The 14,621-nt window shown below is 70.1% G+C and carries 12 protein-coding genes; 7 read left to right on the forward strand and 5 right to left on the reverse strand.

All coding sequences use genetic code 11. From position 1 onward, the window contains the following. Positions 1 to 30: 30 nt before the first annotated feature. The 3 genes from ACWDTS_RS06095 to ACWDTS_RS06105 form a co-directional block, all read right to left on the reverse strand. Entirely contained in the window at positions 31 to 357 is a 327-nt protein-coding gene (locus ACWDTS_RS06095; protein ID WP_450108511.1) for a Rieske (2Fe-2S) protein, read from the reverse strand. Then, positions 354 to 2,861 carry a nitrite reductase large subunit NirB gene (gene nirB, locus ACWDTS_RS06100; protein ID WP_450108512.1) on the reverse strand — a complete coding sequence of 836 codons (2,508 nt, stop codon included), beginning with the start codon at positions 2,859 to 2,861 and terminating at the stop codon, positions 354 to 356. Before nirB ends, ACWDTS_RS06095 begins: the two co-directional genes overlap by 4 nt. Before the next feature lie 109 nt (positions 2,862 to 2,970). Then, positions 2,971 to 4,206, reverse strand: coding sequence for an MFS transporter (locus ACWDTS_RS06105; protein WP_450108513.1), 1,236 nt, complete (start codon positions 4,204 to 4,206; stop codon positions 2,971 to 2,973). A 67-nt stretch (positions 4,207 to 4,273) separates the two neighbouring features. Between ACWDTS_RS06105 and ACWDTS_RS06110 the strand changes: the two genes are divergently transcribed. Beyond that, positions 4,274 to 5,026 (forward strand): FadR/GntR family transcriptional regulator, encoded by a 753-nt coding sequence (locus tag ACWDTS_RS06110; protein WP_450108573.1) that lies wholly within the window; start codon positions 4,274 to 4,276, stop codon positions 5,024 to 5,026. Here ACWDTS_RS06110 and ACWDTS_RS06115 read toward each other — a convergent pair. Together ACWDTS_RS06115 and ACWDTS_RS06120 are read right to left on the reverse strand one after the other, a co-directional pair. Then, on the reverse strand, positions 5,023 to 6,231 hold the full coding sequence (locus ACWDTS_RS06115) for an MFS transporter (protein WP_450108514.1): 1,209 nt from the start codon (positions 6,229 to 6,231) through the stop codon (positions 5,023 to 5,025). The two genes, ACWDTS_RS06110 and ACWDTS_RS06115, sit on opposite strands and share 4 nt — an antisense overlap. Then, positions 6,228 to 7,121, reverse strand: coding sequence for a PAC2 family protein (locus ACWDTS_RS06120; RefSeq protein WP_197250472.1), 894 nt, complete (start codon positions 7,119 to 7,121; stop codon positions 6,228 to 6,230). The genes ACWDTS_RS06115 and ACWDTS_RS06120 overlap by 4 nt, the downstream gene beginning before the upstream one ends. Positions 7,122 to 7,172: 51 nt before the next feature. Between ACWDTS_RS06120 and metH the strand changes: the two genes are divergently transcribed. The 6 genes from metH to hisG all read left to right on the forward strand — a co-directional run bounded on the left by metH (position 7,173) and on the right by hisG (position 14,476). Continuing rightward, entirely contained in the window at positions 7,173 to 10,742 is a 3,570-nt protein-coding gene (metH, locus tag ACWDTS_RS06125; RefSeq protein ID WP_450108515.1) for a methionine synthase, read from the forward strand. Next, the gene (locus ACWDTS_RS06130) at positions 10,735 to 11,463 is read left to right on the forward strand and encodes an HAD family hydrolase (protein ID WP_450108516.1); all 729 of its coding nucleotides are present in this window, start codon (positions 10,735 to 10,737) and stop codon (positions 11,461 to 11,463) included. The genes metH and ACWDTS_RS06130 overlap by 8 nt, the downstream gene beginning before the upstream one ends. A gap of 2 nt (positions 11,464 to 11,465) precedes the next feature. Further along, complete coding sequence (trhO, locus tag ACWDTS_RS06135; RefSeq protein WP_450108517.1) at positions 11,466 to 12,326, forward strand: oxygen-dependent tRNA uridine(34) hydroxylase TrhO; 861 nt, start codon at positions 11,466 to 11,468, stop codon at positions 12,324 to 12,326. Between the two features lie 2 nt (positions 12,327 to 12,328). Beyond that, positions 12,329 to 13,216, forward strand: coding sequence for a pseudouridine synthase (locus tag ACWDTS_RS06140; protein WP_450108518.1), 888 nt, complete (start codon positions 12,329 to 12,331; stop codon positions 13,214 to 13,216). 34 nt (positions 13,217 to 13,250) lie between these two features. Further along, positions 13,251 to 13,532 carry a phosphoribosyl-ATP diphosphatase gene (locus ACWDTS_RS06145; protein ID WP_197250468.1) on the forward strand — a complete coding sequence of 94 codons (282 nt, stop codon included), beginning with the start codon at positions 13,251 to 13,253 and terminating at the stop codon, positions 13,530 to 13,532. Between the two features lie 80 nt (positions 13,533 to 13,612). Then, positions 13,613 to 14,476: an ATP phosphoribosyltransferase gene (gene hisG, locus ACWDTS_RS06150; protein ID WP_450108519.1), complete on the forward strand. Its 864-nt coding sequence runs from the start codon at positions 13,613 to 13,615 to the stop codon at positions 14,474 to 14,476. Positions 14,477 to 14,621 lie beyond the last annotated feature (145 nt).

Consider the following 14,621-nt stretch of genomic DNA (forward strand, 5'->3'; position numbering starts at 1 on the left):
ACGGTAGCCAGCCCGGCGACCGCACGGGTGCTATCCCACGGTCAAGAGGATCCGTCCGTCGACCACGTGCGCCGGATAGGTTTGGACGGAACCGATTCCGGGGGTGGTGCAGGCGCCGGTGTCGAAGGAGAAGGCGTACTGGTGCAGCGGGCACACGACGACCGCGTCGTCGATCTGGCCGTCGGTGAGCGGACCGGCCTTGTGCGGGCACATCGCGTCCGTCGCGCGGACGGTGCCGTCGGACAGCAGGTACACGGCGATCTGCCGGCCGTCGACGGCGTAGGTGCGGCCTTCGCCTGCGGTGAGGTCGGTGATCGCTCCGACGTCGACGGTCACTCCGTCGTGCAGGGCGGTCATCGGACGGGAACCTGGGGGAGCGGGAGCAGCGGCAGCGACGGGGCGAACTGCGCCGGGGATTTCGGTGTGGTGCGTTCGAGCCACGGGTCGCGGTAGCCGGCGACCGCGGCCGCGATCCGTTCGTCCAATCCGGTCACGATGTCCTCCTCGTCGTCGAGCAGCAATACCTGCAGGCGGTCGATGCCCAGGCGTGGTACGAAGTCGTAGGTGCGTTCGAGCCATCGGGCGTTCTCGCGGTAGTACTGGATGAACCGTCCCGCGATGGTCAGGACCTCGTCACCGGAGTCGACGGTGGCGAGCAGGTCACCCTTGCGGATGTGCGCGCCGGCGGCCCCGCCGACGTAGATCTCCCAGCGGCCGTCGCCGACCGCGACGACGCCGAAGTCCTTGCACAGTGCCTCGGAGCAGTTGCGGGGGCAGCCCGCGACCGCGAACTTCAGCTTCGCCGGAGTTTCGAGGCCCTGGAAGCGGTCCTCGATGGCGATGCCGAGCGAGGTGGAGTCGCCGAGACCGAACCGGCAGTAGTCGCTGCCGACGCAGGTCTTCACGGTGCGCACGGACTTGCCGTAGGCGTATCCGGACGGCATGCCGAGGTCGGCCCACACGTTCGGAAGGTCTTCCTTGCGGATGCCGAGCAGGTCGATGCGCTGGCCGCCGGTGACCTTGACCATCGGCACCGAGTAGCGGTCGGCGACGTCGGCGATGCGGCGCAGCTGGTCGGGGGTGGTGACGCCGCCCTTCATCTGGGGGACGACCGAGAAGGTGCCGTCGCGCTGGATGTTGGCGTGCACGCGGTCGTTGATGAACAGGGCGCCGCGTTCGTCGATCCAGTCGGGTCCCCACACCACGCGCAGCAGCGACGCGAGCGGCATCTTCGCGGTCGCGTCCTCCCCGGCGGGGGCGAGCGCGGCGAACACCTGGGACACCGAGCGCAGGCCCTGGGCACGGATCGCGGCGATCAGGTCGGGTTTGCTGAGCGGGATGCACGGGACGTACCAGTTCGCGGCAGGGTCGTCGGCGAGTTCACCGCCGGCCGCGCAGGCCACGATGTCGGCGACCAGGCCCTTGCAGGAGCCGCAGCCCTTGCCGGCGCGGGTCTTCGCGCACACCTCGGTGAGGGTGGCGGCGCCGCTGTGGACGCAGGCGACGAGGTCGCCCTTGGTGACACCGTTGCAGTTGCACACCTGGGTGTCGTCGGGCAGGTCCGCGGCCACGTCGGGGCCCTGGGGTTCGCCGATGTCGAACAGAAGCGCCGCGCGGTCCTCGGGGAGGTCGATCTTGCCGTCGAATGCCTGCGCGAGCATCGAGGCCTTGCCGATGTCGCCGAGCAGCATCGCCCCGATCAGGGTGCCGTCGCGGACGACGACGGCCTTGTAGACGCCGCTGCGCGGATCGTAGAACTGGACGAACTCGTCGTCTTCGCGTTCGGGGCCCTTGACGCCCATCGCGGCGACGTCGATCCCGGCGACCTTCAGCTTGGTGGTGGTGCGGGAACCGGTGTAGGCGGCGTCGGGGTTGGTGCCGGTCAGGTGTTCGGCGAGGACGACGGCCTGTTCCCACACGGGTGCGACGAGGCCGTACACCTCGCCGCGGTGCTGGGCGCATTCGCCGACGGCGTAGACGCTGGATTCGTCCTCGCAGCGCATCTGGTCGTCGACGAGGATGCCGCGTTCGACGACGAGGCCGCCGTTGCGGGCGAATTCGGTGTTGGGTCGGATGCCGGCGGCGACGACGACCATGTCGGTGGCGACGGTGTCGCCGTCGGCGAAGCGCACGCCGGTCACGGCGCCGCGGTCGTCGCGCAGGATCGCGGTGGTGCGGGTGCCGGTGAGGACGGTGATGCCGCGCTTCTCGATCTCGGTGCGCAGCACGCGCCCGCCGCGCTCGTCGAGCTGCTGGTTCATCAGGTGCCCGGGCGAGTGCACGACGGTGACGGCGAGTCCCTGGGTGCGCAGACCGTAGGCGGCCTCGAGACCGAGGAGGCCGCCACCGATGACGACGGCGGACACGTCGTCGTGGGCCTCGGCCATCTGCAGCATGCCGTTGGTGTCGGCGATGGTGCGGAATCCGAAGACGCCACGGCCGAGGCGGCCGTCGGTTTCGCGGAGGCCGTCCATGTTCGGGAAGAAGGTGTTGGAACCGGTCGCGACGATCAGCAGGTCGTAGTCGACCTTGCGGCCGGATTCGCAGGTGACGGTCTTGGCGAACCGGTCGAGTTCGATCGCACGGTCGCCGGCGTAGAGGGTGACGCCGTTCTCGCGGTACCAGCTCATGGGGTTGAGCACGAGCTCGTCGTCGTCGACGCCGGCCTCACCGGCGAGCACGTGCGAGAGCATGATGCGGTTGTAGTTGCCGTACGGCTCGTCGCCGATCATGGTGATGTCGAACTGCTCGCGACCGCCGCGCGCAAGGATTTCCTCGACGGTGCGTGCGCCGGCCATGCCGTTTCCGACGACGAGCAGCCGCCGGCGCGGGGTCTCCGGGTTGGGCGGTGTCGGTGTCATGCGTCGAGGGTCGGACGCAGCGGTGACGGTTCGGCGGCACGCGGGTTAAGCGGCGATCAGGAAGACCTCACAGCGGCGGGTCCGGTGCTGTCAGGTGCCTCGCTCGTGTTCAGGACCGTCGCGCGTTGAGGAGCAGGGCCATCGCGGTGACGAGTGCGGTGGCGATCGAGAATTCGATCACGGCGGTGGTGGCGCTCTGATGGTTCATGAGCAGTCCCACTGCCAGGGAGGACAGGGCCATTCCGGTGTAGGCGCAGGTGAAGAAGGCGGCGAGGACGGCGCCGCCGGTGTCGCGGGCGTCGGTGGCGATCGCGGCGCTCACCCGTTGCATGCCGCTGGCGAAGGTGAGGCCGTGTCCGATGCCGACGCAGGCGGTGACGGCGAGCAGCAGGCCCAGGCTCGAGGCTGCGCCGACGAAGGCCAGGCCGATCACGCCGACGAGGTTGCAGGCGAGACCGGTGCGCTGGGCGGTGAGCGGATCCGTTCCGCGCATGGACAGTTGGGTCGTCACGGAGCAGAGCAGCATCAGGGACGCCGCGATCGCTCCGACCAGCAGGTTCGACGTGCCGAGCAGATCGGTGGTCCAGGACGGGACGACGGACAGGAACAGTCCGGCGACGGCCCACGAGGCCGCGACCGGAAGCGCCGCGTGCAGGAAGACCGACCGGATCGCTGCGGGTACGCGGGGCAGTTCGAGGAGGCGGGCGCGGGTGCGGGTGGTCGTGGTGTCGGGCAGGGCCAACAGGGCGAGGAGGGCGGGAACGAGCGCGAGCACGAACACGACGTAGGGGGTGACCAGCGGCAACGGGAGGTATTCGGCGGCCAGTCCCGCCCAGATCGGTCCGAGTGCGCATCCGGCCGCTCCGGTGACGGTCGCGGCTCGAGCCGCGCGCCGGGGGTTGCCGGCCGGGACGTGTTCGAGGAGGGCGGCGGCTCCGGCGGCGGAGCAGGCGCCGATGGACAGGCCTTGCAGGAGGCGTCCGGCGAAGAGCCATCCGGTGGTGGGTGCGCCGGCCAGGACGACGGCGCCGAGGACTCCGGTGAGGAGACCGGCGAGGAGGACGGGGCGGCGGCCGGTGCGGTCGGAGAGGGGGCCGAGCAGGAACAGTGCCGGGACGAGGGTGGCGACGTAGGCGGCGAAGATCGCGGTCTGGGTGAGGGGGCTGAAGCCGAGGTCGGCTCGGTACAGCCCGTAGAGGGCGGTGGGGATGTTCGATCCGAGGGTGAGGATCGTGAGGGCGTAGCCGAGGCCGTAGTAGTGCCGGGCGGAGCGTCGTGGCGGGGTTTCGTCGGTGGGGCGGGCCGTGGGGATCACCGTGTTCGTCGACGAGATTGCTGAAGCCACGTCGGACATCCTACATCCCATGTCCGATCGTAGGATGCGTTGTGCGTCGTCGTGGGAGGATCTGGAAATGGTGGTCGTGAGACCGGAATCTGTGTACCAGCAGGCGCTGGAGTGGATGCGGACCCGCATCGAATCGGGTGACTGGCCCGTCGGCGACCGGATCCCCACGGAGGCGGAACTGGTGTCGATCCTCGGGGTCGGACGCAACACCGTCCGCGAAGCGGTCAAGTACCTCACCTCCGCCGGCATGCTCGAGATCCGCCGCGGGTTCGGTACCTACGTGCGGGCCCGCAGCGAACTCGGGGGACTGCTGAACCGCCGCGTCGAGGTCGCGGAGATCCTGCACGCCTTCGAGGTCCGCCGCGCACTCGAGCTCGAGGCGGTGCGGTTGGCGTGCGAGCGCCGCACCGACGAGGACATCGCGCAGCTGCGGGAGGCGCTGGCCGCCCGCGCCCGTTTCTGCGACGGCGCCGACGAGGCCGGATACGCCTCGACGGACATCGCCTTCCACTCCGCGGTGGTCCGGGCCGCGCACAACTCTGTGCTCGAGGACCTGTTCGCTCGACTGTCCGAGCTGATCCGCGCGACCTACGAGTTCACCCACGGCGCGTTCGATCCGGCGTCGAGCACCGTTGTGCACGAGCAGGTCGTCGACGCGATCGAGGCCCGCGACGAGGTGCGGGCGCAGGCCGCGGCCCGCGGTTACCTGGATCCGATCGTCGGGGCCGTGCACGATTCCGCCGCGAGCGGGCACCGAGGCCGAGCCGACGATGGGTACCGAGGCCGAGCCGACGATGAGTACCGAGGCGGGACGGACTAGGCCGGGTCCTCCTCCCGGGGACTCCCGGTGTCCTCGACCCTCGCGGTGTCCTCGGGCATTTCGGTGTCCTTCGGTGGCGCGGCGTCCTTGGGCATCGCGATCGGCGCGACGATCGCCAGCAGCAGCGCGGGCAGCACGAAGCTTGCCACCGGGGCCGCCGCGTACAGCGGGGTCAGCGCCATCGGGGTCGCGGCGCCGCCGCCGAACCGGAATGCCTGCACGACCGAGACGGCGCCGCCGCGGTTGCGTTCTTCTCCGCCGAGCACCGCGGCGTTGACGCCGACCAGCACGCACTGGGAGGCGATGCCGGCGACGAACCAGGCGGCCGCGACCAGCCACAGCGTGGGTGCGAGACCGACGACGATCACGAGCGCCGCTCCGGCGATCGAGCCGATCAGGACGGTGGTGGTCGCGCCGATGCGGTCGACGAGGACGCCGACGCGCCGCGCGCTGAGGATCCCGGCAATGCCGAATCCGGTGAGCAGGGCGCCGCGCGGGGCGGGGTCGAGGCCGAAGATGTCCTCGGCGCGGAAGGCCAGCAGGAAGCTCAGTCCGCCGAGGGCGCCCCAGCCGAGCAGCGCGACGACCCCGATGCGCAGCACGCGTGGTCGCAGGGCGTCGCGGAGCCGGGCGGGGGCGGCGTCGGGTGGGCGGCCGACACCGCTGGGCAGGCCGATCACGGCGAGCACGAGGGCGGCCGCGGCGAGCACCACGAAGGCACATCGCCAGCCGACTTCCGCGGCAAGGCCGCCGACGAGTGGTGCGATGGTCTGACCGGCGGCCTGCATGGCGCCGAACAGGCCGAGGGCGCGTCCGAGCTGGTCTTTCGGGGTGATCATCGCGAGCGCGGCGAGCAGCAGTGGGGTGGTGAAGGCGTTGGCGACGCCTTGCAGGACCCGGGTGCCGAGCAGCAGCGTCATGGTGGGCGCGAGCGCCGACGCGAGTGCCGCGAGGGCGTACACGGCGTAGGCGGTGCGCACGGTCCGAACGCGGCCCCAGCGGGCGCCGAGGGTGCCGGAGACGAGCATCGCGAGGGCGAACGGGCCCAGGTAGGCGGTGATGGTGAGGGCGGCGTCGCCGGTGCTCACGCCGGTGTCGGCGCCGATCTCGGGCAGCATCGAGATGACGACCCCGCCGCCGAAGGGTCCGAGGAACCCCCCGACGTACAGTGCGGCGCGCTGCAGGGTGGTGCGGGCGCTGCTCACTGGGACAGGCCGCCCGGTCCCCTCCGGCGCAGGTACTTCTCGAATTCGGCGGCGATGGCGTCGCCGTCGATGGTGGAGATGCTGTCGTCGAGGTCGGTTTCGGCGTCGCCGCGTTCTTCGAGGGTGCGGACGTATTCGGTGATGTCCTCGTCGTCCTCGGTCATCTCGGTGACGGTCTGTTCCCATTCCTCGGCGAGGGTGGGCAGTTCGCCGAGGGGGACTTCGATGTCGAGGACGTCCTCGACGCGGCGCAGCAGCGCGACGGTGGCCTTGGGGTTCGGGGGCGAGGACACGTAGTGCGGGACCGCCGCCCAGAACGAGATGGCGGGGATGCCGCGGCGGACGCAGGCGTCCTGCAGGACCCCGGTGATGCCGGTGGGGCCTTCGTAGCGGGATTTCTCGAGGTTGAACTTCTTGGCAGCTTCACTGCTGTAGGCGGTGCCGGTGACCGGGACGGGCCGGGTGTGCGGGGTGTCGGCGAGCAGGGCGCCGAGGATGACGACGGTGTGGGCGCCGATTTCCTCGACGAGTTCGAGGATCGCGTCGCAGAAGCTGCGCCAGCGCATGTTGGGTTCGATGCCGCGCAGGAGCACGACGTCGCGGTCGCTGCCGGGCGGCGAGCACACGGACAGGCGGGTGGCCGGCCAGTCGATCTCGCGGGTGACGCCGTCGACGAGGCGCACCTGCGGCCGGTTGACCTGGTAGTCGTAGAACTCTTCGGAGTCGAGTTCGGCGAACGGTTCGGCGTCCCAGATCAGCTCGAGGTGTTCGACGGCGCCGCTGGCGGCGTCGCCGGCATCGTTCCACCCTTCGAACGCGGCGATGAGCACCGGGTTGCGCAGGACGGGGACGTCCGTTTCCGTGCCGTCGGCGGATTCACTTTCGCTCACCTGTCCAGCCTACGGCCAGCGGCCGATGGGGCGCCCACTAGTCTGGTGGCCATGTCCACCCCATTGCACTCTGCCTTGCTCGATGCGCTGTTGCGGCGCGTTGTCGTCGGAGACGGGGCGATGGGCACCATGTTGCAGGCCGCGGATCTGTCGCTGGACGACTTCCGTGGCCTCGAGGGGTGCAACGAGATTCTCAACGACTCCCGGCCGGATGTGATCCGCGGTATCCACCGCGCGTACTTCGAGGCCGGCGCGGATGCCGTCTCCACGAACACCTTCGGTTGCAACCTGCCCAATCTCGCCGACTACGACATCGCCGACCGTATCCGTGACCTGTCCGAACGCGGGACCCGCCTGGCCCGGGAGGTGGCCGACGAGATGGGTCCGGGCCCCGACGGCATGGGCCGGTTCGTGCTCGGGTCGATGGGTCCGGGCACCAAGCTGCCGACCTTGGGGCATGCGCCGTTCGACGCGTTGCGCGATGCCTATCTGGAGGCCGCGCTCGGCATGATCGACGGTGGTGCGGACGCGATCCTCGTCGAGACCTGCCAGGATCTGTTGCAGGCGAAGGCGGCGATCATCGGCAGTCGCCGCGCGATGGAGCGTGCCGGGCGGCGGGTGCCGATCATCACGCACGTGACGATGGAGACGACCGGCACGATGCTGCTGGGGTCGGAGATCGGGGCGGCTCTGAACGCGCTCGCGCCGCTGGGTATCGACCTGATCGGGTTGAACTGTGCGACGGGTCCGGCGGAGATGACCGAGCACCTGCGGTATCTGTCGCAGCATTCCGAGGTGCCGGTGTCGGTGATGCCCAATGCCGGTCTGCCGGTGCTGGGCGCCAACGGTGCCGAGTACCCGTTGTCGCCGGAGGAGCTGGCCGAGGCGTTGACCGGGTTCGTCTCCGACTACGGGTTGTCGCTGGTCGGCGGCTGCTGCGGGACGACGCCCGAGCACATCCGGCAGGTCGCGGAGGCGGTGCGGGAGCTGGCACCGGCCGAGCGTCGGCCGGTGTCCGAGCCGGGGGTGTCGTCGCTGTATGCGGCGGTGCCGTTCGAGCAGGACGCGTCGATCCTGATGGTCGGTGAGCGCACCAACACGAACGGGTCGAAGGCGTTCCGGGAGGCGATGCTGGCGGCCGACTACGACAAGTGTCTGGAGATCGCGAAGGATCAGATCCGCGACGGCGCGCACATGCTGGACCTGAACGTCGACTACGTCGGCCGGGACGGGGCGGCGGACATGGCGCAGTTGGCGTCGCGGTTCGCGACGGCGTCGACGCTGCCGATCATGATCGACTCGACGGAGCCGGACGTGATCCGGGCCGGTCTCGAGCATCTGGGTGGCCGCTGCGCGGTGAACTCGGTGAACTACGAGGACGGGGACGGTCCCGGGTCGCGGTTCCAGCGGATCATGGAGCACGTCGTCGAGCACGGTGCCGCGGTGGTGGCGCTGACCATCGACGAGGAGGGGCAGGCGCGCACCGCCGAGCACAAGGTGCGGATCGCCGAGCGGTTGATCACCGATCTGACGGAGAACTGGGGGCTGGCGCAGGAGGACATCATCGTCGATGCGCTGACGTTCCCGATCTCGACGGGTCAGGAGGAGGTGCGCCGCGACGGCGTCGAGACGATCGAGGCGATCCGGGAGATCCACCGCCGCTACCCGCAGGTGCATTTCACGCTGGGCATCTCGAACGTGTCGTTCGGGTTGAATCCGGCGGCGCGGCAGGTGCTGAACTCGGTGTTCCTGCACGAGTGCACCGAGGCGGGGTTGGACACCGCGATCGTGCACGCGTCGAAGATCCTGCCGATGGCGCGGATCCCGGAGGAGCAGCGGCAGGTCGCGCTGGATCTGGTGTACGACCGGCGCAGCGAGGGCTACGACCCGCTGCAGAAGCTGATGGAGCTGTTCGAGGGGGTGTCGGCGGCGTCGGCGCGGGAGTCCCGCGCGCAGGAGCTGGCGGCGCTGCCGTTGTTCGAGCGGCTCGAGCGGCGCATCGTCGACGGCGAACGCAACGGTCTCGAGGCGGATCTGGATGCGGCGATGACGGAGGTGCCGCCGCTGGCGATCATCAACGACACGCTGCTGGCGGGGATGAAGACGGTCGGTGAGCTGTTCGGGTCCGGGCAGATGCAGTTGCCGTTCGTGCTGCAGTCGGCCGAGGTGATGAAGGCGGCGGTGGCGTATCTCGAGCCGCACATGGAGTCGACCGGCGACGACGGCAAGGGCCGGATCGTGCTGGCGACCGTGAAGGGCGATGTGCACGACATCGGCAAGAACCTGGTGGACATCATCCTGTCCAACAACGGCTACGAGGTCGTCAACCTCGGCATCAAGCAGCCGATCGCGACGATCCTCGACGCCGCGATCGACAAGCGCGCCGATGTGATCGGCATGTCGGGTCTGCTGGTGAAGTCGACCGTGGTGATGAAGGAGAACCTCGAGGAACTCAACGCCCGCGGGGTGGCGGAGCAGTTCCCGGTGCTGCTCGGCGGTGCCGCCCTGACCCGTGGCTACGTCGAGGACGATCTGGCGGAGATCTACGAGGGCGAGGTGTCGTACGCGCGGGACGCGTTCGAGGGGCTGGCGTTGATGGACCGCATCATGGCCGTCAAGCGTGGCGAGGGTCCGGCGCCGGACAGCCCGGAGGCGATCGCCGCGCGGGAGAAGGCCGCCGAACGCAAGGCCCGGCACGAACGCAGCAAGCGGATCGCGGAGAAGCGCAAGGCCGCGGAGACCCCGGCGGAGATCCCCGCGCGCAGCGATGTGGCGGCGGATCTGCCGGTGCCGACGCCGCCGTTCTGGGGCAGCCGCGTCGTCAAGGGCATCGCGGTCGCCGACTATGCGGGTCTGATCGACGAGCGGGCGTTGTTCCTGGGCCAGTGGGGGCTGCGCGGGCAGCGCGGCGGTGACGGCCCGACCTACGAGGAACTGGTCGAGACCGACGGCCGGCCGCGGTTGCGGTACTGGCTGGACCGGTTGTCGACCGAGGGCATCCTGGCGCACGCCGCGGTGGTGTACGGGTATTTCCCGGCGGTGTCCGAGGGCGACGACGTGGTGGTGCTGACCGAGCCGCGGCCGGACGCGCCGGAGCGGTTCCGGTTCACGTTCCCGCGGCAGCAGCGGCCCCGGTTCCTGTGCATCGCCGATTTCGTGCGGTCGCGGGAGGAGGCGCAGCGCACCGGGCAGGTCGATGTGTGGCCGTTCCAGCTGGTGACGATGGGGCAGCCGATCGCGGATTTCGCGAACGAGTTGTTCGCCGCGAACGCCTACCGCGACTACCTGGAGGTGCACGGCCTGGGGGTGCAGTTGACCGAGGCGCTGGCCGAGTACTGGCACCGGCGGGTGCGGCAGGAGCTGGCGTTCGCCGGGGGCGGGACCGCCGCCGACGACGATCCGGCCGAGGTGGCGGACTACTTCAAGCTGGCCTACCGGGGGGCGCGGTTCGCGTTCGGGTACGGGGCGTGCCCGAACCTGGAGGACCGCATCAAGCTGGTCGAGCTGCTCGAACCGGAGCGGATCGGGGTGGAGCTGTCCGAGGAGCTGCAGTTGCATCCCGAGCAGTCCACCGACGCGTTCGTCCTGCACCACCCGGAGGCCAAGTACTTCAATGTCTGAGCTGATCGATTCCGTCCTCGACGCGGCGGCCCTCGGCACATCGGCACAGCCCGTTGCGCTGCGGGCGGTGCTGTGGGACATGGACGGCACGCTGCTCGAGTCGGAACAGTTGTGGGACATCGGGATGCGGGAGTTGTCGCTGCATCTCGGGGGCCCGATGTCGGAGGAGACCCGGATCGCGACGATCGGCGGGCCGCTGGATCTGTCGGTGTGGCGCACCTTCGACGGTCTCGGGCTCGCCCCGACTCCGGACGAGCAGACCGCCGCGGAGGATTGGCTCAACGCGTTCATGGCGGAGCTGTTCGCGCAGGGGCTGCCGTGGCGGCCCGGGGCGCGGGCCGCGCTGGGTGCGGTGCGGGAGGCCGGGCTCGGTCAGGCGCTGGTGACCAACACCGGCCGCCGGTTGTGCGATGTGGCGCTCGAGACCCTGGGCCGTACCCATTTCGACCACACGGTGTGCGGGGACGAGGTGCCGGCGGGCAAGCCGGATCCGGCGCCGTACCTGCGGGCCGCGGAGCTGCTCGGGCTGGACCCGGCGCAGTGCCTGGCGGTGGAGGATTCCCCGACCGGGGCGGCCGCGGCCGACGCCGCGGGCTGCACGGTGCTGGTGGTGCCGTCGCTGACGACGGTGCCGGGTTCGCCGCGGCGGGTGTTCCGGTCCACCCTGGAGGGGTTGACGGTGGCCGACCTGCGGGGACTGCACGCCGCCGGGGAGCGCTGAGCATGGCCGTCCCGAAGATCGTGTTGTTCTACAAGTTCACGCCGCTGCCCGATCCGGAGGCGATCCGGTTGTGGCAGCACACGCTCGCGTCGGCGCACAACCTGACCGGGCGCATCCTGATTTCCGAGCACGGCATCAACGGCACCGTCGGCGGGGACATCGCCGATGTGAAGAAGTACGTGCGGGGGTTGCGCAGCTATCCGGCGTTCAAGGACACCGACGTGAAGTGGTCGGACGGCACCGGCACCGATTTTCCGCGGTTGTCGGTGAAGGTGCGTCCCGAGATCGTCACCTTCGGGGTGCCGGACGAGGTGAAGGTCGACGAGCACGGCGTCGTCGGCGGCGGGGAGCACCTGTCGCCGCTGGCCCTGCACGCGTTGATGTCCGAGCGCGGCGACGACGTGGTGTTCTTCGACGGCCGCAACCGGTTCGAGGCGGAGATCGGCCGGTTCCGGGATGCGATCGTGCCGGACGTGGCCACCACCCGCGATTTCGTCGCCGAACTCGACAGCGGCCGCTACGACCACCTCAAGTCGAAGCCGGTGGTCACCTACTGCACCGGTGGGGTGCGGTGCGAGGTGCTGTCGGCGTTGATGCGCAACCGCGGTTTCGACGAGGTGTATCAGCTCGACGGCGGCATCGTCCGCTACGGGGAGACGTTCGGGGACGGCGGCCTGTGGGAGGGCTCGCTGTACGTGTTCGACGGGCGCATGAACGTCGAATTTTCCGACGATGCGGTGACCTTGGGGCGGTGTTCGCTGTGCGAGGCGCCGACCTCGCGGTACCGCAACCATCCGGACGTCAACGGGCGGGCGCAGACGCTGGTGTGCGAGGACTGCGTGCCCGATCCGGTCGGTTCCTGACCGTGCCGGCCGCGCCGCTGCCGATCCGGGACGGGCTCGGCCCGGACCGGGTGCGGATGCCCGCCGGGGCCGCCGCGCGCACCGTCGTCGAATACCTGCATGCCGCGCATCCCGGGGAGGACTGGGCCGGGCGCATCGCGGCCGGGGAACTGGTCGACGAGCACGGCCGCGCCGTGGACGTGCACACCCGCTATCAGCCGACCCGGTTCGTGTACTTCTACCGGGAACCGCCGCCGGAGGTGCCGGTGCCGTTCGCGGTGGACGTGCTGTACCGGGATGCGGGGCTGGTGGTGGTCGACAAGCCGCATTTCCTGGCGACGATCCCGCGGGGCGCGCACATCCGGGAGACGGTGGTGGTGCGGCTGCGCCGGGACCTGGGGTTGCCGGATCTGGTGCCGGTGCACCGGCTGGACCGGATGACCGCGGGGGTGCTGTTGTGCACCGCGGATCCGGCGTTGCGGCGGCCCTATCAGGAGTTGTTCGAGCAGCAGCGGGTCCGCAAGGTGTACGAGGCGATCGCCCCGCACCGGCCCGGGGTGCAGTTCCCGCGGGTGGTGCGCAGCCGCATCCGGAAGCGGCACGGGGAGCTGACCGCCGTCGAGGTGGAGGGGGAACCGAACGCCGAGACCCGCATCGAACTGGTCGAGCGGGCCGGGGACCGGGCCCGGTACCGGTTGTTTCCGCGCACCGGCCGCACCCACCAGCTGCGGCTGCACCTGAATTCGCTGGGGGCACCGATCGTGGGGGACAACTTCTATCCGCAGTTCCGGCGCCGCGCGCCCGACGATTTCACCGATCCGCTGCGGCTGCTGGCGCGCACCCTCGAGTTCGACGATCCGCTGACCGGGCGGCCGCGGCGTTTCGACAGTCGCCGGGTGCTGGATTTCTGACGGGGGACGCCGCGCGCAGGGCATCGGGCCGGTCATGAAACAATGGGCTCCCGTGAAGACCTTCGAATCCCTGTTCGCCGAGCTGTCCGAGCGTGCCGTGACCCGTCCCGAGGGGTCCGGCACCGTTGCCGCGTTGGACGCCGGCGTCCATGCGCAGGGCAAGAAGGTGATCGAGGAGGCCGGCGAGGTGTGGATCGCCGCCGAGTACCAGAGCGACGAGGAGTTGGCCGAGGAGATCTCGCAGCTTCTGTACTGGGTGCAGGTGCTGATGGTGGGGCGCGGTCTGAAGCTCGAGGACGTCTACAAGCATCTGTGATCGTCGATCGATCCCAGCCTGTTTGCCCGCATCGTCCCGCCCCCGTTTGTCGCTGTTTCCCCAGAGAGGCCGAGTCCCGAATGCTGCGCGTCGCCGTTCCCAACAAGGGTTCCCTGTCCGAGTCCGCCGCCGAGATCCTCAGTGAGGCCGGGTACCGGCGTCGCACCGATTCGCGGGATCTGACGGTGCTCGACCCGGTCAACGAGGTCGAGTTCTTCTTCCTGCGTCCGAAGGACATCGCGATCTATGTCGGGTCCGGGGAGCTGGATCTGGGGATCACCGGGCGGGATCTGGCCGGGGATTCCGGTGCGCCGGTGACCGAGCGGTTGTCGCTGGGGTTCGGCCGGTCCTCGTTCCGGTATGCGGCGCCGAAGGGCCGGGACTGGAAGGTGGAGGATCTGGCGGGGCTGCGGATCGCCACGTCGTACCCGAATCTGGTGCGCAAGGATCTCGCGGCGCGGGGGATCGAGGCGACGGTGATCCGGCTCGACGGTGCGGTGGAGATCTCGATTCAGCTCGGGGTCGCGGATGCGATCGCCGATGTGGTCGGGTCGGGTCGCACGCTGCGCCAGCACGAGCTGGTGGCGTTCGGGGAGTCGCTGTGCGAGTCCGAGGGCGTGCTGATCGAGCGGGAGGGCTCGAACCGGGACGACGCGGCCCGCAACCAGTTGATCGCGCGGATCGAGGGTGTGGTGTTCGCGCAGCAGTACGTGATGCTCGACTACGACTGCCCGAAGCACCTGCTGGACGAGGCGGTGAAGGTGACGCCGGGGCTGGAGTCGCCGACGATCTCGCCGCTGGCGAACGATGATTCGGTGGCGGTGCGGGCGATGGTGCCGCGCAAGGGCCACAACGCGGTGATGGATCGGCTCGCCGAGATCGGGGCCCGCGCGATCCTGGCGTCGGATATCCGCTCGTGCCGGGCGATGCGCGGCGTGGACTGACCCCGCCCGCGCGTGTAGACGAAACGCCGCGGCGCCGCCCCCGTATCGGGGGGATCCCTCGGAATGACGGTGGTTGTCGCGGACATCGACTACGAGCGTGCGGTGAAGGTGGCCGACGACATCGTGGCGGCCGGCGGTCGGGCGG

The organism is Rhodococcus sp. NPDC003383, assembly GCF_053589115.1.